Here is a 24,015-nt window from a genome sequence, read left to right on the forward strand (position 1 = left end):
CGGCGATCGGACGCATAAAAAAACCCCGGCTAGCCGGGGTTTTTCATTTGAGGCGAACGACGCTCACGCGACGCGTGCCGTCGGCTCGACGCCGGCCGCTTCGGCCAGGGCGAGCGCCTTGTCGGTCGCTTCCCACGAGAACTCCGGCTCTTCACGGCCGAAGTGGCCGTAAGCAGCGGTCTTCTCGTAGATCGGGCGCAGCAGGTCGAGCATCTTGATGATGCCCTTCGGACGCAGGTCGAAATGCTCGCGCACGAGCTTCGTGATCACCGCATCCGACACGCGGCCCGTGCCGAACGTGTTGACCATCACCGAGGTCGGCTCGGCCACGCCGATCGCGTACGACACCTGGATCAGCGCGCGCGACGCGAGGCCGGCGGCGACGATGTTCTTCGCGACGTAGCGGCCTGCGTATGCAGCCGAACGGTCGACCTTCGACGGATCCTTGCCCGAGAACGCGCCGCCGCCGTGCGGTGCGGCACCGCCGTAGGTGTCGACGATGATCTTGCGGCCGGTCAGGCCGCAGTCGCCCTGCGGGCCACCGATCACGAACCGGCCGGTCGGGTTCACCAGGAACTTGATGTCGCCCTTGATCAGGTCGGCCGGCAGCGTCGGCTTGATGATTTCCTCGATCACGGCTTCGCGCAGCGCCGGCAGCTCGATGTCCGGTGCGTGCTGCGTCGACAGCACGACGGTGTCGATCGAATCGGGCTTGCCGTCGACGTAGCGGACCGTCACCTGCGACTTCGCGTCCGGGCGCAGCCATTGCAGGCGGCCGTCGCGGCGCAGGCTGGCCTGGCGCTCGACGAGGCGGTGCGACAGGTAGATCGGCAGCGGCATCAGTTCCGGCGTTTCATCGCACGCGTAACCGAACATCAGACCCTGGTCGCCCGCGCCCTGGTCGAGGTTGTCGTCGTGTGCACGATCGACGCCCTGGGCGATGTCCGGCGACTGCTTGTCGTACGCGACGAGCACCGCGCAACCCTTGTAGTCGATGCCGTAGTCGGTGTTGTCGTAGCCGATGCGCTTGATCGTGTCGCGCGCGATCTGGATGTAGTCGATGTTGGCCGTCGTGGTGATTTCACCGGCCAGCACGACGAGACCCGTGTTGCACAGCGTTTCCGCCGCGACGCGGGAATATTTGTCCTGCTCGAGGATGGCATCGAGGATCGCGTCCGAGATCTGGTCCGCGACTTTGTCCGGATGGCCTTCAGAGACGGATTCGGACGTGAAGAAATAATCGTTTGCCACTTTTTCAGGCTCCTGTGTGGTTACGGTTGGTTTCACGTAGCCAGCTTCGTTGGGCCTGAAGCGGCGACGCTTTAGCGGATTACCAGGACCGGGCAGCGTGTGTGACGCCAACCGGCTTCGCCCCGCAAGTTGTCAGTTAACTCGGCGAAGCCCGTATTATAGCGGCTTTCCTGAATTGTCACAGAGCGCCGCCCGTGCTGCATCTTCCGCTGTCTCACCACCCTGTTCGCAAAGCGCCGGCCAGCCGGTCCCACGGAGGTTTCGCATGCTAGGTCGTCTAGCCACGCACCTCGCCATTGGCTTGCTGAAACTGCTCGCCCTGTTGCCGTACGGCCTGACCGCACGGTTCGGCGATGGTCTCGGCTGGCTGCTCTACAAGATCCCCAGCCGGCGAAAGCGCATCGTACACACCAATCTGAAACTCTGCTTCCCTGACTGGAGCGACGAACGCCGCGAGGAAATTGCCGGGCAGCATTTCCGCCATGCGATCCGCAGCTACGTCGAACGCAGCGTGCAGTGGTTCGGCTCGGAGAAAAAGCTCGCGAAGCTGATCCAGGTCGACAGCGCGGTCGACCTCGACGATCCGGACCTGCCGCCGACGCTGTTCCTCGGCCTGCATTTCGTCGGCATCGAGGCCGGCTCGATCTGGCTGAATCGTTCGCTGCATCGCCGCTGCGGATCGCTCTACCAGCCGTTCTCGAACGCGGTGCTCGAGGCAGAGGCGAAGAAGGCGCGCGGGCGTTTCGACGCCGAGATGGTCGGCCGCGCGGACAGCGCGCGCGTCGTGCTGCGCTGGCTGCGCGACCGCAAGCCGGTGATGCTCGGCGCCGACATGGACTACGGGCTGCGCAATTCGACGTTCGTGCCGTTCTTCGGCGTGCCCGCCTGCACGCTGACGGCGGTCGGCCGGCTCGCGAAGACGGGCCGCGCGCAGGTCGTGCCGTTCATCGGCGAGGTGCTGCCGAACTACAAGGGCTACCGTCTGAAGGTATTCAAGCCGTGGGATCACTACCCGACCGGCGACGACGATCTCGACGCGCGGCGGATGAACGCATTCCTCGAGGAACAGATTCCGCTGCTGCCCGAGCAATACTATTGGGTCCACAAGCGCTTCAAGACGCGCCCGAACGGCGAGCCGAGCCTGTACTGAGCCATGCTCATGAGAGCGCGGTCACGTGCGTGCCCGCGCTCTCGCCACCTTGGGCACGCCTTTCGCGCGCGCCTGCCACAAGTCGTAAGCGGATTGCTGGGCGAGCCACAGATCCGCGCGACCGCCGTTCTCCTCGCCAAGCCACGCCTCGATGCGCAACGCCATTTCCGGCGAGATCCCCGCATGACCATGCAGAATGCGCGACAACGCCGCACGCGTGACGCCGAGTTGCGCCGCGGCCTCGGTGACGGTCAGGCCGAATGCCGGCAACACGTCGTCGCGCAGCGATTCGCCTGGATGCGGCGGATTGAATATGCGAGTCATCGCTTGAATCACCTCAGTGGTAGTCCTGGTAATCGACCAGAACAGCGTCGGCACCCTCGAAGCTGAACGTCAGACGCCAGTTGCTGCTCGCGCTCACCGCGAAATGGCCGTCCAGTCCACGGGCAAGGCCGTGAAACCGCCAGCCCGGCACGTTCATGTCGAGCGGCCGGCTCGCGACGTCGAGACGTGCAAGCTGGCGCCGTAACCTTGGCGCATGGTCGGGCCGGATGCCCGCCTTGTTCCCGTTCGTGAAAAACGCTTCCAGCCCCTTGTGCTGCCACGACTTGATCATGGATCTCCCAGATTCGAGTCACGATGTCGACAGCATGGCCCATGCGTATAGCCACACTATACGAATCGCTTGATTGCGTTGTCAATTTGACCTGTACGAAAGTACGCGTCCGCGCCATCCCGTGTTTTCGCCGAACCCTGCTGGCACCACGACAGGCCCGTCACACCGCATCAATCTGCCCGCCTGTCGCACACGCGACCAGTCGACCGATCGGCAGATGTACCCCATTTCGCCCCCACCCGCCTCCGCCCGCGCAGGACGCCCCCTGTCGGCTGCATGTATCATTTGCGGTTGAGATCAGCACGACGAACGAGGCCGCCCGGCATGGCGCGGCGTCACGCGCGCCGCGCTGACCGCCTTGTTCGCCATGGAAATCCGGACCCAGTGAAACTCTCGTTCACCAAGATGCACGGCGCGGGCAACGACTTCGTCGTGCTCGACGGTTATTCGCGCGCATTGCCGCCGCTCACCGAAGCGCAGGTGCGTGCGCTCGCCAACCGCCACTTCGGCATCGGCGCCGACCAGCTGCTGCTCGTCGAGAAACCGACCGTCGACGGCGTCGATTTCAAGTACCGGATCTTCAATTGCGACGGCGGCGAGGTCGAACACTGCGGCAACGGCGCGCGCTGCTTCGTGAAATTCGTCAGCGACCGCGGCCTGACCGACAAGCGCAGCGTGCGCGTGCAGGTGATGAAGGGCCTGATCACGCTGACGATGCAGGACAACGGCGAAGTCGTCGTCGACATGGGTGCGCCCGTGTTCACGCCGGCGCAGGTGCCGTTCGACGCAGCGGGCCTCGACGGCCGCACCGAGGGTCGCGACACGCTGTGGCCGCTCGACGTCGGCGGTGCGACGCGCTGGATCTCGACGGTGACGATGGGCAACCCGCACGCGGTGCAGGTCGTCGACGACACCGAGGCGTATCCGGTGCTCGAGGAAGGCCCGCTGATCGAGCACCACGCGCGCTTCCCGGAGCGCGTGAACGCCGGCTTCATGCAGATCGTGTCGCGCAGCGAAGTAAAGCTGCGCGTGTACGAACGCGCGGCGGGCGAGACGCTCGCGTGCGGCACCGGCGCGTGCGCGGCGGTCGCGGCCGGTATCCGGCGCGGCCTGCTCGATTCGCCGGTGACCGTGCACACGCACGGCGGCACGCTGACGATCAGCTGGGACGGCGCGCGCGACGAAGCCGCCGCGCTGATGATGGCCGGCCCCGCCACGACCGTGTTCGAAGGCGAGATCGACCTGAACGTCTGACCCTGCAACGTCCTTGATAACTGAACGCCCCAGCCACATGAACGATCGCGAAGTCGCCGACTACCTGCTCGCCAACCCCGAATTCTTCGCGCAGCACGCCGAATTGCTCGCGACGATCCGCCTCGCGAACCCGCACGGCAAGGCCGCGATCTCGCTGCAGGAGCGGCAGATGGAGATGCTGCGCGACAAGAACAAGCATCTCGAGCGCCGGCTCGCCGAGCTCGTGCGCTACGGCCACGAGAACGACAGCCTGTCCGCGAAGTTCAGCCGCTGGACGGCACGCGTGATCGCGGAACGCGATCCGTATGCGCTGCCGCGCACGATCGCCGACGGCATCGCCGAAGTCTTCGACGTGCCGCAGACGGCGCTGCGCGTGTGGGATGTCGCCGACACCTACTCGCAGGCCGACTTCGCGCGCCAGGTCGGCGAGGAAGTGCGCCTGTTCACGAACGGGCTGTCGACGCCGTATTGCGGTGCGAACACGGGCTTCGAGGCCGCGCAGTGGCTCGCGCCCGCGGTCGCCGCCCCGGCCGCGCATGCGGCGGAAAGCGCGGAAGCCGCGTCTTCCGCCGGCGACGGCTCGGCCGCGTCGGTCGCGCTGCTCGCGCTGCGTGCGCCGCTCGCGGGCAACGATGCGCCCGCGTTCGGCCTGCTCGTGCTCGGCTCGCCCGACCCGCGCCGCTTCCACGACGGGATGGCCACCGACTTCCTCGCGCAGATCGCGACGCTCGCGAGCGCCGCGCTCACGCGCCTGCTGCCGCACTGATCCTGCCGCACGCGATGACAGACGATCCGATCGCCGCCTACCTGTCGAACCTGAAGCACGTCAGGCAGCTGTCGGAACACACGCTGCGCGGCTACACGCACGAACTCGACGAGCTGAAGAGGCTCGCGAACGGCCGGCCGCTCGAAGCGCTGACGGCCGCCGACATGCGCGGCGCGGTCGCGCGCGCACATTCGGGCGGGCTGTCCGCCCGGTCGATCTCGCACCGGCTGTCCGCGTGGCGCGCGTTCTACCGCTGGCTCGCGCAGCGCGTCGAGATGCCCGCGAACCCGGTCGCCGCGGTGCGCGCGCCGAAACGCGCGAAGACCTTGCCGAAGGCGCTGTCGGTCGACGATGCTTCCGCATTGATGGACGCGCCGCTTGCCAACACGACCGAAGGCATTCGCGATCACGCGATTCTCGAGCTGTTCTATTCGTCGGGGCTGCGCCTCGCCGAGCTGATCGGGCTCGACGTGATGTACACGCAGGCCGACGGCTACCGCTCGACCGGCTGGCTCGACCTCGCCGAAGCCGAGGTCACCGTGCGCGGCAAGGGCAACAAGGAGCGCAAGGTGCCGGTCGGCCGCAAGGCGATCGATGCGCTGAACGCGTGGCTCGCGGTACGCGGCGAATTCGTGAAGCACGATCCGCATCCGCTGTTCGTGTCCGTGCGCGGCAACCGGATGTCGCCGGGCGTCGTGCGCGAGCGCGTGAAGCGCGCGGCGCTCACCGCGGGCATCCCCGCCAACGTCCATCCGCACGTGCTGCGCCACTCGTTCGCGACGCACGTGCTGCAGTCGAGCGGCGACCTGCGCGCGGTGCAGGAGCTGCTCGGCCACGCGAGCGTCTCCGCGACGCAGGTCTATACATCGCTCGACTTCCAGCATCTCGCGAAGATTTACGACAGCGCGCACCCGCGCGCGAAGAAGCGCGACTGACGCGCGTCCCGTGTTACCCGCCGCGCGCGGCGACCGGCCACGGCCGGCTTCGCGCACGGCCCATTTCGATCTCATCATGCAAACCGTCACCCTCAAGCCGTCCAAGGAAAAATCGCTGCTGCGCCGCCATCCGTGGATCTACGCCAATGCGATCGACCGCGTCGACGGCAAGCCCGCGCCCGGCGCGACCGTGATCGTGCGCGCGCACGACGGCCGCTTCCTCGCGCGCGGCGCGTACAGCCCGCAATCGCAGATCCGCGTGCGCGTGTGGAGCTTCGACGAGAACGAGCCGATCGACCACGCATTCTTCAAGCGCCGCGTGCAGCGCGCGGTCGCGCACCGCACGACGATGGTGTCGGGCACGGGCGCGGTGCGGCTCGTGTTCGGCGAAGCCGACGGGCTGCCGGGGCTGATCGTCGACTACTACGTCGCGGACACCGCCGAAGCCGGCGCCGCCCCGCGCGGCCAGCTCGTCTGCCAGTTCATGGCCGCGGGCGTCGAGGCGTGGAAGGACGCGATCGTGAAGGCGCTCGTCGGCGCCACGGACTGCCCGAACGTCTACGAGCGCTCGGACGTGTCGATCCGCGACAAGGAAGGGCTCGAACAGACGACCGGCGTGCTGGCCGGCGATGCGCCGCCCGCGACACTGATCTCGAACGAAAACGGCGTGCGTTATCACGTCGACGTGCCGAACGGCCACAAGACGGGCTTCTACGTCGACCAGCGCGACAACCGCGCGCTGGTGGCGCAGTACGCGGCCGGTCGCGACGTGCTGAACTGCTTCTGCTACACGGGCGGCTTCTCGCTCGCGGCGCTCAAGGGCGGCGCGAAGCGCGTCGTGTCGATCGACTCGTCGGGCGATGCGCTCGCGCTCGCGCAGCAGAACGTCGTCGCCAACGGCTTCGACGCCGAACGCGCGACCTGGCTCGACGCCGACGCATTCAAGACGCTGCGGCGCCTCGTCGATGAAGGCGAGCGTTTCGACCTGATCGTGCTCGATCCGCCGAAGTTCGCGCCGACGCGCGACAGCGTCGATCGCGCGGCGCGCGCGTACAAGGACATCAACCTGAGCGGCTTCAAGCTGCTGCGTCCGGGCGGCCTGCTGTTCACGTACTCGTGCTCCGGCGCGATCGACATGGACCTGTTCCAGAAGATCGTCGCGGGCGCGGCCGCCGACGCGAAGGTGGACGCGCGCATCCTGAAACGCCTCGGCGCGGGCGTCGATCACCCGCTGCTCGCGGCCTTCCCGGAAGGTGAATATCTGAAGGGCCTGCTGTTGCAAATCGTCTGATCGCCCCGATCTACGCGCGTAACCGTTCGCCGGCCGCGCCCTGGCGCCCGGCGGATCCGCGCTCCCGCCTGTCGTTCGGACGACGGGCGAGGGCTTGACAGGTATGTTTCAATGGATGGTTGTGCGCCCCGGCTGGCAAAGCCCCGGGCGCGATGCACATCCTGGTTTTGACCCCGATTCACGAACCACAGGCGATTGACATGGCCACTCCCGTCACCATCCTCACCGGCTTCCTCGGCAGCGGCAAGACGACGCTGCTCAAGCGCATCCTGAACGAACAGCACGGCATGAAGATCGCCGTGATCGAGAACGAGTTCGGCGAAGAGAACATCGACAACGAAATCCTCATCCAGGATTCGAACGAGCAGATCATCCAGATGAGCAACGGCTGCATCTGCTGCACGATCCGCGGCGACCTCGCACGCACGCTCGGCGAGCTCGCCGCGAAGAAGCGCGAAGGCAAGCTCGACTTCGACCGCATCGTGATCGAAACGACCGGCCTCGCGAATCCGGGCCCGGTCGCGCAAACCTTCTTCATCGACAGCGAAATCGCTGACGATTTCCTGCTCGACGCGGTCATCACGCTGGTCGACGCGAAGCATGCGAACGCGCAGCTCGACGAGCACGAAGTCGTGCAGCGCCAGGTCGGCTTCGCCGATCGCCTGTTCATCACGAAGTCGGACCTGGTCGACGACCAGACGGTGGCCGGCCTCAAGCACCGCCTGATGCACATGAACCCGAAGGCCGCGATCAAGGTCGTGAACTTCGGCGAAGCGGACATCAAGGAAATCTTCGACCTGCGCGGCTTCAACCTGAACGCGAAGCTCGAGATCGACCCCGACTTCCTCGCCGAGGACGATCACGCGCATCACCACCACGATCACGACCATGATCACGATCACGCCAGTTGCGACCACGATCACGGTCAATGCGCGCACGATCACGACCATGGCCACCACCCTCACCACCACGCGCACCACGACGACAAGATCAAGTCGTTCGTGTACCGCAACGACCGCCCGTTCGACCCGAACAAGCTGGAAGACTTCCTCGGCGGCATCCTGCAGATCTACGGCGAGCGGATGCTGCGCTACAAGGGCGTGCTGTACATGAAGGGCGTCGATCGCAAGGTCGTGTTCCAGGGCGTGCATCAGATGATGGGCAGCGACCTCGCGTCGAAGTGGCTGCCGGTCGAGAAGAAGACGAACAAGATGGTGTTCATCGGCGTCGATCTGCCGCAGGACCTGATCACCGACGGCCTCGACGCCTGCCTCGCCTGACGCGCGCGGGCAACCCGCCGCACATGCCGCCGCGCAGGCGGCTGCGGCGGCCGGGAGGCGCCCTTTTTGGGCAGGGTTTCGCCGTCATCGCTTTTTCGCGATTTGCGCGTTATATTTTCTAGATATTGGCGCAGCCGACGGGGATCGACCCGATACGGCGCCCGCTTGCGATTCAGTTACAATACGTGCCCGCTGGAGTACGGCAACAAACAGGCCCGGTTCTTGCTGAACCAGTTTTCCGGGCATCGCAACCGCGCCGGATCGCCAATCCGCCTCCCGGCCGCGGCCGATGCGATGTGCCGCGCAGCACACCGGTTCGCAGCGCGCGCAACTCCGCGCCAGGCCTATCCTGGTATTTGAGAACCGGTTTTCCAGAGGCTTTCGGCCCCGCGGCGGCAAATCGCAAATGATTGCAAGCGCGGTTGCGGGTAATCCCAAAGTGCAGGCAATATCTATCGATTTGCCGCACATTGAAGAAGCAAGCAGATGACGAAGAAACTCTTGACCGAAGCCGAAATCCTGAAGATGAGCGACAAGGATTACATGAATGAGGATCAGCTCGCCTTCTTCAAAAATCGGCTCGAACAGTTGCAGGCGGACATCCTCAAGAATGCAGGCCAGACGACCGAGAACCTGCGCGAGACGGTGATCGTGCCCGACCCCGCCGATCGCGCGACGATCGAGGAAGAGCACGCGCTCGAACTGCGTACGCGCGATCGCGAACGCAAGCTCCTCAAGAAGGTTCAGCAGTCGCTCGCCCGCATCGATTCCGGCGATTACGGCTGGTGCGAGGAAACCGGCGAGCCGATCGGCATTCCGCGCCTGCTCGCGCGTCCGACCGCCACGCTGTCGCTCGAGGCGCAAGAGCGCCGCGAGTTGCGCCAGAAGCTGTTCGGCGACTGATCGAGCGGCGTTCCGCTCAGACACGCTGCTTCCCGAAAGCGCGCGGCCTGCCGCGCGCTTTTTGTTTTTCCGGCACCGGTTCCCCGCCGGCCGCCGATTTGCCCACCCCGCCTCTTGATATCCCGGCGCCCGCCCTAAAATGAAACGGACGCGCGCCGGGCCGCTTCCCGGCGCACTGCGAGTTACGCGGCGGCGCCTCGCGCCCCCCGACTCTTCCCCGTTTTTCTCAAGGAACGCAGATGGAGCAATTTCACGGCACGACCATCGTTTCGGTCCGGCGCGGCGACAAGGTCGCGCTCGGCGGCGACGGCCAGGTAACCCTCGGCAACATCGTCATGAAGGGTGGCGCGCGGAAAGTGCGGCGGATCTACAACAACCAGGTGCTGGTCGGATTCGCGGGCGGCACCGCCGATGCGTTCTCGCTGCTCGACCGCTTCGAGGCGAAGCTCGAGAAGCACCAGGGCAACCTGACCCGTGCGGCCGTCGAGCTCGCGAAAGACTGGCGCACCGACCGGATGCTGCGCCGCCTCGAGGCGATGCTGATCACGGCCGACGCCACCACCACGCTCGTCATCACCGGCAACGGCGACGTACTCGACCCCGAGGAAGGCATCTGCGCGATCGGCTCGGGTGGTGCGTATGCGCAGGCGGCAGCCCGCGCGCTCGCGGAGAACACCGAGCTGTCGCCGCGCGAGATCGTCGAGAAGTCGCTCGAGATCGCCGGCGACATGTGCATCTACACGAACCACAACCGCATCATCGAAACGATCGAGTAAGGACCGCACCATGAGCACCATGACCCCTGCCGAGATCGTCTCGGAACTCGACAAGCACATCATCGGCCAGGCGAAGGCGAAGAAGGCCGTCGCGGTCGCGCTGCGCAACCGCTGGCGCCGCCAGCAGGTCGCCGACCCGCTGCGCCAGGAAATCACGCCGAAGAACATCCTGATGATCGGGCCGACGGGTGTCGGCAAGACCGAAATCGCACGCCGCCTCGCGAAGCTCGCCGACGCGCCGTTCATCAAGATCGAAGCGACCAAGTTCACCGAAGTCGGCTACGTCGGCCGCGACGTCGACAGCATCGTGCGCGACCTGATCGAGATCTCGGTCAAGCAGACGCGTGAAACCGAGATGCGCAAGGTGCGCAGCAAGGCGACCGACCAGGCGGAAGACCGCATCCTCGACATCCTGCTGCCGCAACCGCGCGCAGTGGGCTTCGGCGGCAACGCCGAGCACGCGAACGACGACAACAACGTGACGCGTCAGACGTTCCGCAAGCGCCTGCGCGAAGGCCAGCTCGACGACAAGGAAGTCGAGCTCGACCTCGAGCAGCCGTCGGCCGGCATGGACATCATGGCGCCGCCGGGGATGGAAGAGATGACCGAGCAGATCCGCTCGATGTTCTCGAACCTCGGCAGCGGCAAGAAGCAGCGCCGCAAGGTGAAGATCAAGGAAGCGCTGAAGCTGCTGACCGACGAGGAAGCGGCGAAGATGCTCAACGACGAGGAAGTGAAGACGAAGGCCGTGCAGAACGTCGAGCAGAACGGCATCGTGTTCCTCGACGAGATCGACAAGATCACGTCGCGCAACAACGAAGGCAGCGGCGGTGAAGTGTCGCGCCAGGGCGTGCAGCGCGACCTGCTGCCGCTCGTCGAAGGCACGACGGTCAACACGAAGTACGGGATGGTGAAGACCGATCACATCCTGTTCATCGCGAGCGGCGCGTTCCACCTCGCGAAGCCGAGCGACCTGATTCCGGAACTGCAGGGCCGCTTCCCGATCCGCGTCGAGCTCGACTCGCTGTCGGTGAACGATTTCGAAGCGATCCTCATCGCGACCGACGCAAGCCTCGTCAAGCAGTACCAGGCGCTGCTCGCGACCGAAGACGTACAGCTCGAATTCGCCGACGACGGCATCCGCCGCCTCGCGGAGATTGCCTATTCGGTCAACGAGAAGACCGAGAACATCGGTGCGCGCCGGCTGTACACGGTGATCGAGAAGCTGCTCGAGGAAGTGTCGTTCTCGGCCGGCAACCACGCCGGCGAGCGCGTGACGATCGACGCGAAGTATGTCGACCGCGCACTCGGCGAAGTGTCGCAGGACGAAGACCTGTCGCGCTACGTGCTGTAACGCGCGCGGCGTCGGACGAAAAACGGGCGGCCCCTGACGGAGTCGCCCGTTTTTTTATCGCCATGCGATACGGCGCACGGACTGCCCCCGGAGCGAGGCTGATGGCAAGCGTTTCGGTGCGTCCCTATAATCTGGACTCCTCTGGCTACGAACAGACGCATTCGTCACCGCCTCCGATGACCATCTATCCGTCCATCGCCGGCCGAATCGTGCCGGCCCTGCTCACGCTCACGCGCGCCGACATCCTGTCGCTCATGCGCCGGATCAGGCGGGAGTCGCTGCGGCGCTACAACGTCGCGTTCGTACTCGCATGGCTCGGTACGCTGGCGGGTATCGCGCTCGCCAGCGTGGCGTTCAGCGTCGGCATCCACTCCATCGCGACCGGCGTATCGGCAAAGCCGTGGCCACTGGCCGTGCCGCTCGTGATCGGCGGGTTCGCGCCGTTTCTCGCGAACCTCATCTACTCGACGCTCATCGCGCGCCTGCTGAAACGCGAGATCGTCGCCTGCCTGTCGCGGGCCTCGCGCTCGCACGTCTGACGCGTCCCGCTTACTGCCGCACCGGCTTCTTCGCGAGCTTGCGCTGCAGCGTGCGGCGGTGCATGTTCAGCGCACGCGCGGTCGCCGAAATATTGTTGTTGTTCTCGGCCAGCACGCGCTGGATGTGCTCCCATTCGAGCCGGTCGACCGACAGCACGACCGGATTCTCCAACGCTTCGTCGGCCTGCACTTCGGTCGCGTTGGTCTGCAGCGCGGCCAGGATCGACTCGACGTTCGCGGGCTTCGCGAGATAGTTGTCGGCGCCTTCCTTCACCGCCTGCACGGCGGTCGCGATGCTCGCGTAGCCCGTCAGCACCAGGATCCGCGCGTCGGGCTGCAGGTCGCACAGCGGTGCGATCAGGCTCAGGCCCGAATCCTCGCCGAGATGCAGGTCGACGGTGATGAACTGGAACTTGCCGCCCGCGGCGAGCCGCAGCGCCGCCTCCTTGTCGTGCGCCTGCTGGACCGCGTAACCGCGCCGCTCGAGGCCGCGCGCGAGCGTGCCCGCGAACACCTCGTTGTCGTCGATCACCAGGAAATTGTTCTCGCTCATGTGGTTTCTCCGTCTACGTGTTGGTTGAGGCGGCCGATGCCGCGACGCGCACGACCGGCAGCCGCAGCACGGCCCGCGTGCCGCGCGCGGCGGTCGTACCGGCCGGGCGGCTGTCCGGCGGCGTGCCGCTTGTCCGTTCGGCGACGCGCTGGCCCGCGCGCGGTGCCGATCCCGCCGCGGCGTGACCATTCGCCGCACTGCCGGCCCGTCCGTTGCCGCCCGCCGCGCGCGGCACGACATCGGACAGTTCGATCTCGCCGCCGAGCCGCGCGGCCGCGCTGAACGCGAGATACAGGCCGACCCCGTGCCCGCCCTGCGTGCTGTCGACCGGCATCGCGCCGAGCGATTCGCGCAGTGAGGCCGGAATGCCGGGCCCGTCGTCGCATACCTCGAATTCGATCTCGTCGGCCGTGCCGGCGTGCGCGACCTTCGCGGCCAACGTCACGCGCCGCGGGCTCGCGCGCGCGGCGTTGTCGAGCAGGATCGTCAGGATCTGGCCGGCCGCGACCGTGTCGTCGAGCGCGACGCCCGCCGGGCGCGCGCCGAGCAATTCGAACTGCACGTGCGGATGCCGCAGGCGCCAGTGCTCGACGAACGTGTCGAGCCAGTCGTCCACCGGCTGGCGGCTCGCGGGCGCGCTCGCGCGGCTGCGCAGGCGCGCGAGCGCCGACGTGCAGAGCGTCATCTGTTCCTCGAGCACCTTCAGGTCGGCCTCGTAGCGGGCCAGCCCCGGATCGTCGCGGGCCGCGTCGCGCAGCTCTTCGGCGAGCATCGCGATCGTCGACAGCGGCGTGCCCATTTCGTGCGCGACGGTGGCGGCCTGCACGCCGAGCGCGACCGCCCGCTCGTCGCGCAGCAGGTGCTGCTGCGCCTCGCCGAGCGCCGCGTCGCGCTGGCGCAGCGCATTCGACATGCGCGCGACGAACCACGCGATCAGCCCGACGCTGACCATGAAGTTCGCCCACATCCCGGTACGGTAGTAGTCGAACAGGTTCGCGGGATTGTCCATGTTGAGCGGCACCGAGTCGAAGCCGAGCGCCGCGTAGCACGCGACCGCGAACGCCGCGAGCCAGATCATCAGGTGCCACGGCAGCACGGCCGCCGCGATCGCGAGCGAAGGCAGGTACAGCGACACGAACGGATTGGTCGTGCCGCCCGACAGGAACAGCAGCGCTGACAGCGCGCCGAGGTCGACCCACAATTGGCCGAGCAGCTCGAAATTGGTCTCGGGCCGCGCACGCAGCACGCGCACCCAGGTCAGCGCGTTGAAAACGATTTCGAGCGCAATGACCATCAGCATCGCCGGCAACGGCAGATGCACGCCGAAATAGGTCTGCACGACGCCGATCGTCACCAGCTGGCCGATGATCGCGAGATTGCGGAGCCAGAACAGGTGACTGAGGTTGACGCGCCCGGTGGTGGTGATTCGTTGCATCCGAGCAGTTTACCCGTTTAGCGGGCGGCGCCTCTAGCGGGGCCGGATCGGAGCGCATTGAACGGGACGCCCCGTGAGCGGCCGATGCCGTCAGCCGGCCGCGCCGGCCATCCGCTGCGCGATCTCGTTGGCCAGGCACTCGGGGCAGCGGCAGCGGGCGCCGGCCGCGGGCGGCGTACCGCCGGGCAAGACCGGCATCGACGCGCACCAGCACTCGAACGGCTGCGTGCGGGCGCCGCAGTCGAAGCTGCGCCCGCAGTGCGGGCACCGTGCACGGCGCGGGGCGGAACGGGCGTCGACGGCAAGATCGGTCATGGCGGAGCGCTCGAGCGGGCGGGAAGCCGCCCTACGCGACAAGCATAGCGCGGCGAACGGATTTTGCACGCCGGCCGTTCGGCCGAGGGCCATCGCGAACGCTCGCGAACCGCCCCTCCGCCGACGCCCGCGCAGCGCTGCCCGTCGCGCGGCGCACATCGCGCCGCGCCATAGCCGGCGGGCCGCCGCGCGCGGTGCCCGGGCCGCGCCACCGGTGTTCCGGCCCGTCCAAAAACCCGATGCTGCGCTGCGCCACTCCTGTACAATTCGCCGTGTTTCAACCGTTCCCAGCCAGAGCCGCCGCCATGTCCGAGCCCATCGACCTCTCGCAGATCGCCCCCACGCTGAAAGCAGAAATCCTCGCCGAGGCACTGCCGTACATTCGCCGTTATCACGGCAAGACCGTGGTCATCAAATACGGCGGCAACGCGATGACGGAAGAGCGGCTCAAGCAAGGCTTCGCGCGCGACGTGATCCTGCTGAAACTGGTCGGCATCAATCCGGTGATCGTCCACGGCGGCGGTCCGCAGATCGATCACGCACTGAAGAAGATCGGCAAGGCCGGCACCTTCATCCAGGGCATGCGCGTCACCGACGAAGAGACGATGGAAGTCGTCGAATGGGTGCTGGGCGGCGAAGTGCAGCAGGACATCGTGATGCTGATCAACCACTTCGGCGGCCACGCGGTGGGCCTGACGGGCAAGGACGGCGGCCTGATCCATGCGCGCAAGCTGCTGATGCCGGACCGCGACAACCCGGGCCAGTACATCGACATCGGCCAGGTCGGCGAAGTCGAGGCGATCAACCCGGCCGTCGTGAAGGCGCTGCAGGACGACGCGTTCATCCCGGTGATCTCGCCGATCGGCTTCGGTGAAGATGGCCTCTCCTACAACATCAACGCCGACCTCGTCGCGGGCAAGCTCGCCACGGTGCTGAACGCCGAGAAGCTGCTGATGATGACCAACATCCCGGGCGTGATGGACAAGGACGGCAACCTGCTGACCGACCTGTCCGCACGCGAGATCGATGCGCTGTTCGAAGACGGCACGATCTCCGGCGGCATGCTGCCGAAGATCTCGTCGGCGCTCGACGCCGCGAAGAGCGGCGTGAAGTCGGTGCACATCGTCGACGGCCGGATCGAGCACTCGGTACTGCTGGAAATCCTGACCGAGCAGCCGTTCGGCACGATGATCCGCTCGCATTGAGCAAGCGCAGCAAGACCGCCACACCCGACTTGCCGGCCCCGCTGCGGCGCCGGCGCGTGTCGCGCAGCCGGCCCCGCGCCGGCGCGCCGGTGTGGCTGTTCGATCTCGACAACACCCTTCACCACGCATCGCACGCGATCTTTCCCGAGATCAACCGCGCGATGACGCAGTACATCATCGACGCGCTGCAGGTCGAGCGCGCCGAAGCCGACCGCCTGCGCACCGGCTACACCGAGCGCTACGGCGCCGCGCTCCTCGGCCTCACGCGCCATCATCCGATCGACCCGCACGACTTCCTGCGCGTCGTCCACACGTTTTCCGACCTGCCGGCGATGGTGCGCGCCGAGCGCGGCCTCGCGCGCATCGTCGCCGCGCTGCCGGGCCGCAAGCTGATCCTGACCAACGCGCCGGAGAACTATGCGCGCGCGGTGCTGCGCGAGCTGCGCATCGAGCGGCTGTTCGAGCGCGTGATCGCGATCGAGCACATGCGCGACCGGCGCACGTGGCGCGCGAAGCCCGATCACACGATGCTGCGCCGGACGCTGCGCGCCGCCCATGCGCGCATGGCCGACACGATCCTCGTCGAGGATACGCGTGGCCACCTGAAGCGCTACAAGCGTCTCGGCATCGGCACGGTATGGATCACGGGGCACCTGCCGGGCCATCTGCCGGTTACCGGACGCCCCCACTATGTCGACCAGCGCATTCGTTCGTTAAAATCGCTGCGACTGGGCACACGATCGGGGCGACAAAAATGCAGCCGACTTACCCGCAGGACCAAGCCGTAAAGGAAGACCAGGCCACACCCACCCGGCCGCGCCCGAAACCGGGCGAGCGCCGCGTGATGATCCTGCAGACACTCGCGACGATGCTCGAGGCGCCCAAGCCCGAGAAGATCACGACCGCCGCGCTCGCGGCCCGGCTCGACGTGTCGGAAGCCGCGCTGTACCGGCATTTCACCAGCAAGGCGAAGATGTACGAAGGGCTGATCGAGTTCATCGAGCAGGCCCTCTTCGGGCTCGTCAACCAGATCGTCGCGAAAGAGCCGAACGGGGTGCAACAGGCACGCACGATCGCACTGACGATGCTCAATTTCGCCGCGAAGAACCCCGGCATGACACGCGTGCTGACCGGCGAGGCGCTGGTCGGCGAGGACGAGCGGCTCACCGAGCGCGTGAACCAGCTGCTCGACCGCATCGAGGCGACCGTCAAGCAATGCCTGCGCGTCGCGCGCACCGAGGCGAACGCGCCGCAGGACGGCGCGCTGCCGTTCGTGCTGCCGGCCGACTACGATCCGGCTGCCCGCGCGAGCCTGCTCGTCAGCTACGTGATCGGCCGATGGCACCGCTTCGCGAAGGGCGGGTTCCAGAAACCGCCGGGCGAGCAGGCCGACGCGCATCTGCGGCTGATCCTGCAGTGAGATGACGCGGGCGCGGCGGCCCCGCCTCCGCGCCCGAATCCGCGCGCCGCGATTTCCGCTATACTTTGCCGACTGTCGCCCCTCGGGCGGCAGCCAGACACGCGCCGATTTGCTGACTCGATTGCGGGCGCGCGAACCAGCCAGGGCCTTGATTCGTCCTCGTCCCGGCGGTTCACTACAAATGCGGCTAAAGAGGTCGTCAGCCGCGCATCTCCGACTCCGCGCATCGCCGACACCATTTAGCTGCCCAGTCATAAGGCGGAACGAATGGAATCGATCGGCATCGTCGCTCCACAGACCATGCACTTCGCCGAACCGCTGCGCTTGCAAAGCGGCAGCGTGCTCGGCAACTATCAGCTCGTCGTCGAGACGTACGGCGAACTCAACGCCGCGCGCTCGAACGCGGTGCTCGTCTGCCACGCGCTCAACGCGTCGCACCACGTCGCCGGCGTCTATGCGGACGATCCGCGCAGCACCGGCTGGTGGGACAACATGGTCGGCCCGGGCAAGCCGCTCGACACCAACCGCTTCTTCGTGATCGGCGTGAACAACCTCGGCTCGTGCTTCGGCTCGACCGGCCCGATGAGCGTCGACCCGTCCACCGGCAAGCCGTACGGCGCAAGCTTTCCGGTCGTCACCGTCGAGGACTGGGTGCACGCGCAGGCGCGCGTCGCGGATGCCTTCGGCATCGAGCGCTTCGCCGCGGTGATGGGCGGCAGCCTCGGCGGGATGCAGGCGCTCGCGTGGAGCCTGATGTATCCGGAGCGCGTCGCGCACTGCATCGACATCGCGTCGACGCCGAAGCTGTCCGCGCAGAACATCGCGTTCAACGAGGTCGCGCGCTCGGCGATCCTGTCCGATCCCGATTTCCACGGCGGCGACTACTACGCGCATGGCGTGAAGCCGAAGCGCGGCCTGCGCGTCGCGCGGATGATCGGCCACATCACGTACCTGTCCGACGACGACATGGCCGAGAAATTCGGCCGTGCGCTGCGCCGCGCCGACGGCGCGCTCGACGCGTACAACTTCAGCTTCGACGTCGAGTTCGAGGTCGAGTCGTACCTGCGCTACCAGGGTGACAAGTTCGCCGACTACTTCGATGCGAACACCTACCTGCTGATCACGCGCGCGCTCGACTACTTCGATCCGGCCAAGGCGTTCGACGGCAACCTGACCGCCGCGCTCGCGCACACGCAGGCGAAATACCTGATCGCGAGCTTCTCGACCGACTGGCGTTTCGCGCCGGCGCGCTCGCGCGAGATCGTGAAGGCGCTGCTCGACAACAAGCGCACGGTCAGCTACGCGGAAATCGACGCGCCGCACGGCCACGACGCGTTCCTGCTCGACGACGCGCGCTATCACAACCTGATCCGCGCGTATTACGAACGAATCGCCAACGAGGTGGGCGCATGAACCAGCAAGCGCTGAATTCCCTGTCCGCACGCGCGGACTTCCGCACGATCGCTCGCTGGGTCGAACCGCGCTCGACGGTGCTCGACCTCGGTTGCGGCGACGGCTCGCTGCTCGCGCTGCTGATGGAAGAACTGGACGTGACCGGCTACGGGATCGAGCTGAACGACGCGGGCGTGCTCGCGAGCGCGAAGAACGGCATCAACGTGATCCAGCAGAACCTGGAAGACGGCCTGCGCCTGTTCGAGGACCACAGCTTCGACATCGCGATCCTGTCGCAGACGTTGCAGACGATCCACCAGACGGCCGCGATCCTGCGCGAAACCGCACGGGTCGGGCGCGAATGCATCGTGTCGTTCCCGAATTTCGGCTACTGGCCGCACCGGCTGTCGGTGCTGAACGGCCGGATGCCGGTGTCGAAGTCGCTGCCTTACCAGTGGCACAACACGCCGAACGTCCGGGTGCTGACGATCGAGGATTTCGAGGCGCTCGCGCCCGAAGTCGGCGTGACGATCCTCGACCGCGTGGTGCTGCACGAAGGCCAACCGATTCGATGGGGAGCGAACTGGCGTGGTAGTCTTGCTGTCTACCGCGTCAAGCGCAGCTGAGCCGGGGAGCCGTTGACGGACGCCGTCGGCGCGCCCGCACGCACGCACGTGCGGCCGCGCCGCTGCACGACCCGCGCCGCCGCCTGCGCTGCCGCCGCAATCAGTCAACGCTATCCAGTTCCAGTCCATGTCGAAAACGCCACACGAGGCGCCCGCACTCACCGCTCACGAGGATCACCCCGGCTGGCGCGCCTACCTGAACACGCACATGCTGATCTGCGTGTTCCTCGGTTTCACGTCGGGTCTGCCCCTCTTCACGCTCGTCTACCTCGTGCAGGCCTGGCTGCGCTCCGAGGGCGTGAACCTGAAGGAAATTGGCCTGTTCGCGCTGATCCAGTTCCCGTACACGTGGAAGTTCCTGTGGGCGCCGCTGATGGACCGCTACGTCCCGCGCCTGCCCGGCTGGCGGCCGGGCCGCCGGCGCGGCTGGCTGCTGCTCACGCAGCTGCTGGTCGCGGGCGCGATCGCCGCGCTCGGCTTCGTGTCGCCGCGCGACTCGATCTGGACGGTCGCCGCGCTCACCACGCTCGTCGCGTTCTTCGGCGCAAGCGCCGACATCGTGATCGATGCGTACCGCCGCGAATTGCTGCGCGACACCGAGCAGGGCCTCGGCAACGCGATCCACGTGAACGCGTACAAGCTCGCCGCGCTGATTCCCGGCTCGCTGGCGCTGATCCTGTCCGACCACCTGCCGTGGGACGTCGTGTTCGCGCTCACCGGCGCGTTCATGCTGCCTGGCATCCTGATGACGCTCGTGGTGCGCGAGCCCGAAGTGATCGGCGCGCCGCCGCGCAACCTGCGCGACGCGATCGTGCTGCCGTTCCGCGAATTCATCCAGCGCGACGGCTGGGCCGGCGCGCTGCTCGTCATCGCGTTCATCTTCCTGTTCAAGATCGGCGACACGATGGCCACCACGCTGTCGACGTCGTTCTTCCTCGACATCGGCTTCTCGCGCACCGAGATCGGCATCGTCGCGAAGACCACCGCGCTCGTCGCGAGCGTCGCCGGCGGCATCATCGGCGGCGTCTGGCTCGTGAAGATCGGCATCGGCCGCGGGCTGTGGATCTTCGGCGCGCTGCAGATGGTGTCGACGCTCGGCTTCGCGTGGCTCGCGCAGCTCGGCCCCGGCTCGCCCGTGCTCGCGGTGCTCTACGACTTCACCGTATCGACGAGCCATGCGATCGCGTCGGTGCTGTCGGTGTTCGGCATTGCGGTCACCCCGCAATTCAGCCCGATGACGGTCGCGCTCGCGCTCGTCTACGGCGTCGAAACCTTCACCACCGGCCTGACGATGGCCGCGTTCGTCGCGTACATCGCGAGCACGACCGACCCGCGCTATACGGCCACGCAGTTCGCGCTGTTCACGAGTCTCGCGTCGGTGCCGCGCACGCTCGCGTCGGCCGCGAGCGGCTTCATCGTCGCGAAGATCGGCTGGTTCGACTACTTCATCGTGTGCACCGCGCTCGCGATTCCCGGCATGCTGCTGCTGTTCAAGATCGCGCCGTGGAACGGGACCGCCCGCAATGGCGAGGCCAGCCGTGCGCAGTAACGGCCTGCACCGCCTCGCGCGCGTTGCGGCTTCGTTGAGCGTCGGCGCCGCGGCGCTCGCCGCGGGGTTCGCCCATGCGACCGACACCGCCGCGGGCTCCGCGCCGGCCGCTGCTTCACCGTCGGCGAATTCAACGCCCGCCGCCCCTGCTCAGCCGCCCACCGCCGAACCCGCGCAGCCGACCGGCGCCGCCGCATCGACGAAGGCGTATGCGCAGACATCGCAGCAGGTCCGCTACGGCGACGCCATTGCCTTCCGCACGCTGATCCCGTCGCCGCTGCTCGAGCAGCTCACCGCGAACGAATACGCGCAGATCGTGCAGGCGGCCGCCGACAGCAACCGCCTGCTGCCGGCGAACCAGCCGCGCGTGAAGCGCCTGCGCGCGATCGTCGCGAAGCTCGCGCCGTATTCGGTGAAATGGAACGACCGCGTGAAGAGCTGGGCGTGGGACGTCAACGTGATCCGCTCGCGCGACATTCGCCTGACCTGCCTGCCGGGCGGCAAGGTGCTCGTGTACGGCGGCCTGCTCGACCGCGTCCGCCTGAACGACGACGAGCTCGGCGTGCTGCTCGCGCACGGCATCGCGCATGCGCTGCGCGAACACGCGCGCAGCAACTTCAGCGCGACCTCGCAGACGTCGCTGCGCGCAGCCGCATTGCCGCCGCTGTTCGGCGTCAGCGAGCCGCTGCCGCAGGCACTGAATCTCGGCGAGCGCCTGCAGTCGCTCCACTACGACCCGACCGACGAGACCGAAGCCGACGTGATCGGCGGCGACATCGCCGCCCGTGCGGGCTTCGATCCGCGCGCGGCGATCACGCTGTGGGACAAGCTCGCGGTCGCGACACGCGGCAACAAGGCAACGGGCTTCATCTATACGCACCCGTACAGCACCGCCCGCCGTCAGGACCTGCTGAACCGCCTGCCGGATCTCATGCCGCTGTACGCGAAGGCCGTGGGCAAGCGCGTCGACACACTGCCCGACTACGCGGGCATCAGCGCGCAGCGGCGCAAGGTCGTGCGGCGCTGAGCGACCCGCGCGGCCGCTCGCGACGCCGCCCTACCCATCCACCTCCGCCGCGACCGGCCGGGCGCCGCTTTCGCGCATCCAGCGCACCTCGTCACCCGGGCTGCGGCCGAACAGCCGTTTGAACTCGCGGCTGAACTGCGACGCGCTCGCATAGCCGACACGCGAGGCCGCCGCACCGGCGCCGACGCCGTCCTGCACCATCATCAGCCGCGCCTGGTGCAGCCGCGCGGCCTTCACGTACTGCATCGGCGACGTCGCCGTCACGTGCTTGAACTGCGCGTGGAACACCGCGAGGCTCATGCCCGCCTCGCGCGCGAGCGTCTCGACGTCGAGATCGGCCTTCAGGTCCGCATGGATGCGCCGCAGCGCCTTCGCGATGCGGCCGAAGTGATGCTGCTGGACGAGCGCCGCGCGGATCGCGTCGCCCTGCTCGCCCGTCAGCACCCGATACGCGATCTCGCGCATGATCGCGGGGCCCAGCACGCGCGTGTCGTGCGGCGACGCGAGCGCTTCGAGCAGTCGCAGCACGGCATCCGCCAGCGGCGCGTCGAGCGGCGTCGAATCCACGCCGAGCGGCTCGCTGACGGGCGCACCGAGCGTCTCGTCGAGCAGGATCGCGAGCTCGGCGATCACCGCGAGATCGACGCGGATCGAGATCGCGAGAAACGGCTCGTCCTGGCTCGCGAAGGTCTCGCATTCGAACGGCAGCGGCACCGACAGCACGAGATACTGCTGCGCGTCGTACACGAACGAACGCTCGCCGAGATAGCCGAGCTTGCGCCCCTGGCACACGACGACGATGCTCGGCTCGTACAACACGGGCATGCGCGGCGCCGGACGGCTCACGCGGATGAAGCGCACGCCGTCGAGCGCCGCGAGCGTGTCGCCCTCGTTCGGCGCGAGGCGCGTATGCAGCTCGACCATGCGGCGCTGCACACGGTCGCCCGTGTCGGTGAAAAGGGGCTCGAAGCTCATCTGCGTGGTCCTGTCCGGCAAGAGAATCTGGCTCGCAATGTAGCACCGTGAACGTGTTTTGACGGCTGTTTGCATGCAGTTCGAGAGGAATAGGCAAATCTTCCAGACCTTCGGGTATTTCACTGCGGCGCCGCGCTCCTTACGATGACGTCCTGCCTCGCCGCATCGCCACATGATGCGACGGCAGTCTGTTTCGCCGGATGCTTTCCGGACAAGGAGCCCATCGCATGAGCACTACCTATGCCTACGCGGCGACCGATTCGCGCTCGCCGCTCGCCCCGTTCGAATTCCAGCGTCGCGCGCTGCGCGACCTCGACGTCCAGATCGACGTCCTCTACTGCGGCGTCTGCCACTCGGACCTGCACCAGGCCCGCAACGAATGGCGCAACACGATCTATCCGGTCGTGCCGGGCCATGAAATCGTCGGCCGCGTGACCGCGACCGGCCCGGAAGTAACGCGCTTCAAGGTCGGCGAACTGGTCGGCGTCGGCTGCCTCGTCGATTCGTGCCGCACCTGCGCGAGCTGCGAAGAAGGCCTCGAGCAATATTGCGAGAACGGCTTCGTCGGCACCTACAACGGCCAGGATCGCGTGACGGGCGACATCACGTTCGGCGGCTATTCGACGCAACTCGTCGTCGACGAGGCGTTCGTGCTGCGCGTGCCCGAGACGCTCGACCCGGCCGGCGCCGCGCCGCTGCTGTGCGCGGGGATCACGACCTACTCGCCGCTGCGGCAGTGGAACGTCGGCCCCGGCAAGAAGGTCGGTATCGTCGGGCTCGGCGGCCTCGGCCACATGGGCGTGAAGCTGGCGCGCGCGATGGGGGCGCACGTCGTGCTGTTCACCACGTCGCCGTCGAAGATCGAGGACGGCAAGCGGCTCGGCGCGCACGAAGTCGTGATCTCGAAGGACGAGGCGCAGATGAACGCGCACCTGAACAGCTTCGACTTCATCCTGAACACGGTCGCCGCGCAGCACGACCTGAACCCGTTCCTGCACCTGCTGAAGCGCGACGGCACGATGACGCTGGTCGGCGCGCCGGAGCACGACCATCCGTCGCCGCAGGTGTTCAACCTGATCTTCAAGCGCCGCCGCCTCGCCGGCTCGCTGATCGGCGGGATCGCGGAAACGCAGGAAATGCTCGATTTCTGCGCGGAGCACGGGATCACGTCGGATATCGAAACGATTCCGATGCAGCAGATCAATGCGGCCTACGAGCGGATGCTGAAGAGCGACGTGAAGTACCGGTTCGTGATCGACATGGCGTCGATCAAGCAGTAAGCGCCGAAGGCGACACGCACGATCGCCGCTCCAAACGAAACGGGCCGCATGTTCGACATGCGGCCCGTTTTCGCCTCCGGCTGCTGCGCGCGCGGCGCAGCGCGGAACGTCACTCGCGGAACA

The 24,015-nt window shown here is 67.1% G+C and carries 25 protein-coding genes; 18 read left to right on the plus strand and 7 right to left on the minus strand.

Annotation, left to right across the window (positions count from 1 at the left end; all coding sequences use genetic code 11):
- Nucleotides 1–63 precede the first annotated feature (63 nt).
- Entirely contained in the window at nucleotides 64–1,251 is a 1,188-nt protein-coding gene (gene metK, locus LGM89_RS14685; protein ID WP_039353866.1) for a methionine adenosyltransferase, read from the minus strand.
- Nucleotides 1,252–1,516: 265 nt separating this feature from the next.
- On the opposite strand from metK, the gene lpxL reads away from it, so the two are divergent.
- Nucleotides 1,517–2,401 (plus strand): lauroyl acyltransferase LpxL, encoded by an 885-nt coding sequence (gene lpxL, locus LGM89_RS14690; protein WP_089495827.1) that lies wholly within the window; start codon nucleotides 1,517–1,519, stop codon nucleotides 2,399–2,401.
- 21 nt (nucleotides 2,402–2,422) lie between these two features.
- On the opposite strand, the gene LGM89_RS14695 is transcribed toward lpxL, so the two are convergent.
- Both LGM89_RS14695 and LGM89_RS14700 read right to left on the minus strand, forming a co-directional pair.
- The gene (locus LGM89_RS14695; RefSeq protein ID WP_089457101.1) at nucleotides 2,423–2,725 is read right to left on the minus strand and encodes a HigA family addiction module antitoxin; all 303 of its coding nucleotides are present in this window, start codon (nucleotides 2,723–2,725) and stop codon (nucleotides 2,423–2,425) included.
- 13 nt (nucleotides 2,726–2,738) lie between these two features.
- On the minus strand, nucleotides 2,739–3,017 hold the full coding sequence (locus LGM89_RS14700) for a type II toxin-antitoxin system RelE/ParE family toxin (protein WP_226273295.1): 279 nt from the start codon (nucleotides 3,015–3,017) through the stop codon (nucleotides 2,739–2,741).
- Nucleotides 3,018–3,401: 384 nt separating this feature from the next.
- Between LGM89_RS14700 and dapF the strand changes: the two genes are divergently transcribed.
- The 9 genes from dapF to LGM89_RS14745 all read left to right on the plus strand — a co-directional run bounded on the left by dapF (nucleotide 3,402) and on the right by LGM89_RS14745 (nucleotide 12,115).
- Nucleotides 3,402–4,271, plus strand: a complete 870-nt coding sequence (gene dapF / locus LGM89_RS14705; protein WP_089441252.1) for a diaminopimelate epimerase — start codon at nucleotides 3,402–3,404, stop codon at nucleotides 4,269–4,271.
- A gap of 37 nt (nucleotides 4,272–4,308) precedes the next feature.
- Nucleotides 4,309–5,037, plus strand: coding sequence for a DUF484 family protein (locus LGM89_RS14710; RefSeq protein WP_226273296.1), 729 nt, complete (start codon nucleotides 4,309–4,311; stop codon nucleotides 5,035–5,037).
- A gap of 14 nt (nucleotides 5,038–5,051) precedes the next feature.
- Nucleotides 5,052–5,972, plus strand: coding sequence for a tyrosine recombinase XerC (gene xerC, locus LGM89_RS14715; protein WP_226273297.1), 921 nt, complete (start codon nucleotides 5,052–5,054; stop codon nucleotides 5,970–5,972).
- A gap of 76 nt (nucleotides 5,973–6,048) precedes the next feature.
- A complete protein-coding gene (locus LGM89_RS14720; RefSeq protein WP_089495831.1) occupies nucleotides 6,049–7,263 on the plus strand; it encodes a class I SAM-dependent rRNA methyltransferase in 1,215 nt (404 codons plus the stop codon).
- 200 nt (nucleotides 7,264–7,463) lie between these two features.
- Nucleotides 7,464–8,543 (plus strand): CobW family GTP-binding protein, encoded by a 1,080-nt coding sequence (locus LGM89_RS14725; RefSeq protein WP_226273298.1) that lies wholly within the window; start codon nucleotides 7,464–7,466, stop codon nucleotides 8,541–8,543.
- Nucleotides 8,544–9,029: 486 nt separating this feature from the next.
- Entirely contained in the window at nucleotides 9,030–9,446 is a 417-nt protein-coding gene (gene dksA / locus LGM89_RS14730) for an RNA polymerase-binding protein DksA (protein WP_006477498.1), read from the plus strand.
- 239 nt (nucleotides 9,447–9,685) lie between these two features.
- Complete coding sequence (gene hslV, locus LGM89_RS14735; protein WP_011353540.1) at nucleotides 9,686–10,222, plus strand: ATP-dependent protease subunit HslV; 537 nt, start codon at nucleotides 9,686–9,688, stop codon at nucleotides 10,220–10,222.
- Nucleotides 10,223–10,232: 10 nt separating this feature from the next.
- Nucleotides 10,233–11,576, plus strand: coding sequence for an ATP-dependent protease ATPase subunit HslU (gene hslU, locus LGM89_RS14740; RefSeq protein WP_089495832.1), 1,344 nt, complete (start codon nucleotides 10,233–10,235; stop codon nucleotides 11,574–11,576).
- A gap of 176 nt (nucleotides 11,577–11,752) precedes the next feature.
- The gene (locus tag LGM89_RS14745) at nucleotides 11,753–12,115 is read left to right on the plus strand and encodes a hypothetical protein (RefSeq protein ID WP_226273299.1); all 363 of its coding nucleotides are present in this window, start codon (nucleotides 11,753–11,755) and stop codon (nucleotides 12,113–12,115) included.
- A gap of 10 nt (nucleotides 12,116–12,125) precedes the next feature.
- On the opposite strand, the gene LGM89_RS14750 is transcribed toward LGM89_RS14745, so the two are convergent.
- The 3 genes from LGM89_RS14750 to LGM89_RS14760 all read right to left on the minus strand — a co-directional run bounded on the left by LGM89_RS14750 (nucleotide 12,126) and on the right by LGM89_RS14760 (nucleotide 14,418).
- Nucleotides 12,126–12,668 (minus strand): response regulator transcription factor, encoded by a 543-nt coding sequence (locus tag LGM89_RS14750; RefSeq protein WP_021156278.1) that lies wholly within the window; start codon nucleotides 12,666–12,668, stop codon nucleotides 12,126–12,128.
- A gap of 13 nt (nucleotides 12,669–12,681) precedes the next feature.
- Nucleotides 12,682–14,103, minus strand: a complete 1,422-nt coding sequence (locus LGM89_RS14755) for an ATP-binding protein (RefSeq protein ID WP_089495834.1) — start codon at nucleotides 14,101–14,103, stop codon at nucleotides 12,682–12,684.
- A 90-nt stretch (nucleotides 14,104–14,193) separates the two neighbouring features.
- On the minus strand, nucleotides 14,194–14,418 hold the full coding sequence (locus LGM89_RS14760) for a cysteine-rich CWC family protein (protein WP_089495835.1): 225 nt from the start codon (nucleotides 14,416–14,418) through the stop codon (nucleotides 14,194–14,196).
- 305 nt (nucleotides 14,419–14,723) lie between these two features.
- On the opposite strand from LGM89_RS14760, the gene argB reads away from it, so the two are divergent.
- The 7 genes from argB to LGM89_RS14795 all read left to right on the plus strand — a co-directional run bounded on the left by argB (nucleotide 14,724) and on the right by LGM89_RS14795 (nucleotide 21,637).
- Nucleotides 14,724–15,623, plus strand: coding sequence for an acetylglutamate kinase (argB, locus tag LGM89_RS14765; RefSeq protein ID WP_006490510.1), 900 nt, complete (start codon nucleotides 14,724–14,726; stop codon nucleotides 15,621–15,623).
- On the plus strand, nucleotides 15,620–16,411 hold the full coding sequence (locus LGM89_RS14770; protein ID WP_089441257.1) for a pyrimidine 5'-nucleotidase: 792 nt from the start codon (nucleotides 15,620–15,622) through the stop codon (nucleotides 16,409–16,411). The genes argB and LGM89_RS14770 overlap by 4 nt, the downstream gene beginning before the upstream one ends.
- Nucleotides 16,378–17,043, plus strand: a complete 666-nt coding sequence (slmA, locus tag LGM89_RS14775; protein WP_226273300.1) for a nucleoid occlusion factor SlmA — start codon at nucleotides 16,378–16,380, stop codon at nucleotides 17,041–17,043. The genes LGM89_RS14770 and slmA overlap by 34 nt, the downstream gene beginning before the upstream one ends.
- A 267-nt stretch (nucleotides 17,044–17,310) precedes the next feature.
- Complete coding sequence (gene metX, locus LGM89_RS14780) at nucleotides 17,311–18,456, plus strand: homoserine O-succinyltransferase MetX (RefSeq protein WP_089457109.1); 1,146 nt, start codon at nucleotides 17,311–17,313, stop codon at nucleotides 18,454–18,456.
- Nucleotides 18,453–19,061 carry a methionine biosynthesis protein MetW gene (gene metW, locus LGM89_RS14785; RefSeq protein WP_006755281.1) on the plus strand — a complete coding sequence of 203 codons (609 nt, stop codon included), beginning with the start codon at nucleotides 18,453–18,455 and terminating at the stop codon, nucleotides 19,059–19,061. The genes metX and metW overlap by 4 nt, the downstream gene beginning before the upstream one ends.
- 127 nt (nucleotides 19,062–19,188) lie before the next feature.
- Complete coding sequence (locus LGM89_RS14790; protein ID WP_089426578.1) at nucleotides 19,189–20,610, plus strand: AmpG family muropeptide MFS transporter; 1,422 nt, start codon at nucleotides 19,189–19,191, stop codon at nucleotides 20,608–20,610.
- Entirely contained in the window at nucleotides 20,600–21,637 is a 1,038-nt protein-coding gene (locus tag LGM89_RS14795; protein WP_226273301.1) for a M48 family metallopeptidase, read from the plus strand. Before LGM89_RS14790 ends, LGM89_RS14795 begins: the two co-directional genes overlap by 11 nt.
- Nucleotides 21,638–21,667: 30 nt before the next feature.
- Here the strand turns inward: LGM89_RS14795 and LGM89_RS14800 are convergent, their stop codons facing one another.
- Nucleotides 21,668–22,612, minus strand: a complete 945-nt coding sequence (locus LGM89_RS14800) for an AraC family transcriptional regulator (RefSeq protein WP_089495839.1) — start codon at nucleotides 22,610–22,612, stop codon at nucleotides 21,668–21,670.
- A 227-nt stretch (nucleotides 22,613–22,839) separates the two neighbouring features.
- Between LGM89_RS14800 and LGM89_RS14805 the strand changes: the two genes are divergently transcribed.
- Nucleotides 22,840–23,892 carry an NAD(P)-dependent alcohol dehydrogenase gene (locus LGM89_RS14805; RefSeq protein WP_069249139.1) on the plus strand — a complete coding sequence of 351 codons (1,053 nt, stop codon included), beginning with the start codon at nucleotides 22,840–22,842 and terminating at the stop codon, nucleotides 23,890–23,892.
- Nucleotides 23,893–24,015: the final 123 nt, after the last annotated feature.

This window comes from Burkholderia sp. AU31624 (assembly GCF_020420065.1).
GTDB lineage: Bacteria > Pseudomonadota > Gammaproteobacteria > Burkholderiales > Burkholderiaceae > Burkholderia.

Excerpts from the sequence above, each read along its gene's own strand:
- lpxL (WP_089495827.1), top strand. The coding sequence starts at position 1,517 with ATGCTAGGTCGTCTAGCCACGCACCTCGCCATTGGCTTGCTGAAACTG.
- LGM89_RS14695 (WP_089457101.1), bottom strand. The coding sequence starts at position 2,725 with ATGACTCGCATATTCAATCCGCCGCATCCAGGCGAATCGCTGCGCGAC.
- LGM89_RS14700 (WP_226273295.1), bottom strand. The coding sequence starts at position 3,017 with ATGATCAAGTCGTGGCAGCACAAGGGGCTGGAAGCGTTTTTCACGAAC.
- LGM89_RS14710 (WP_226273296.1), top strand. The coding sequence starts at position 4,309 with ATGAACGATCGCGAAGTCGCCGACTACCTGCTCGCCAACCCCGAATTC.
- xerC (WP_226273297.1), top strand. The coding sequence starts at position 5,052 with ATGACAGACGATCCGATCGCCGCCTACCTGTCGAACCTGAAGCACGTC.
- LGM89_RS14720 (WP_089495831.1), top strand. The coding sequence starts at position 6,049 with ATGCAAACCGTCACCCTCAAGCCGTCCAAGGAAAAATCGCTGCTGCGC.
- LGM89_RS14725 (WP_226273298.1), top strand. The coding sequence starts at position 7,464 with ATGGCCACTCCCGTCACCATCCTCACCGGCTTCCTCGGCAGCGGCAAG.
- dksA (WP_006477498.1), top strand. The coding sequence starts at position 9,030 with ATGACGAAGAAACTCTTGACCGAAGCCGAAATCCTGAAGATGAGCGAC.
- hslV (WP_011353540.1), top strand. The coding sequence starts at position 9,686 with ATGGAGCAATTTCACGGCACGACCATCGTTTCGGTCCGGCGCGGCGAC.
- hslU (WP_089495832.1), top strand. The coding sequence starts at position 10,233 with ATGAGCACCATGACCCCTGCCGAGATCGTCTCGGAACTCGACAAGCAC.
- LGM89_RS14745 (WP_226273299.1), top strand. The coding sequence starts at position 11,753 with ATGACCATCTATCCGTCCATCGCCGGCCGAATCGTGCCGGCCCTGCTC.
- LGM89_RS14750 (WP_021156278.1), bottom strand. The coding sequence starts at position 12,668 with ATGAGCGAGAACAATTTCCTGGTGATCGACGACAACGAGGTGTTCGCG.
- LGM89_RS14755 (WP_089495834.1), bottom strand. The coding sequence starts at position 14,103 with ATGCAACGAATCACCACCACCGGGCGCGTCAACCTCAGTCACCTGTTC.
- LGM89_RS14760 (WP_089495835.1), bottom strand. The coding sequence starts at position 14,418 with ATGACCGATCTTGCCGTCGACGCCCGTTCCGCCCCGCGCCGTGCACGG.
- argB (WP_006490510.1), top strand. The coding sequence starts at position 14,724 with ATGTCCGAGCCCATCGACCTCTCGCAGATCGCCCCCACGCTGAAAGCA.
- slmA (WP_226273300.1), top strand. The coding sequence starts at position 16,378 with ATGCAGCCGACTTACCCGCAGGACCAAGCCGTAAAGGAAGACCAGGCC.
- metX (WP_089457109.1), top strand. The coding sequence starts at position 17,311 with ATGGAATCGATCGGCATCGTCGCTCCACAGACCATGCACTTCGCCGAA.
- metW (WP_006755281.1), top strand. The coding sequence starts at position 18,453 with ATGAACCAGCAAGCGCTGAATTCCCTGTCCGCACGCGCGGACTTCCGC.
- LGM89_RS14790 (WP_089426578.1), top strand. The coding sequence starts at position 19,189 with ATGTCGAAAACGCCACACGAGGCGCCCGCACTCACCGCTCACGAGGAT.
- LGM89_RS14800 (WP_089495839.1), bottom strand. The coding sequence starts at position 22,612 with ATGAGCTTCGAGCCCCTTTTCACCGACACGGGCGACCGTGTGCAGCGC.
- LGM89_RS14805 (WP_069249139.1), top strand. The coding sequence starts at position 22,840 with ATGAGCACTACCTATGCCTACGCGGCGACCGATTCGCGCTCGCCGCTC.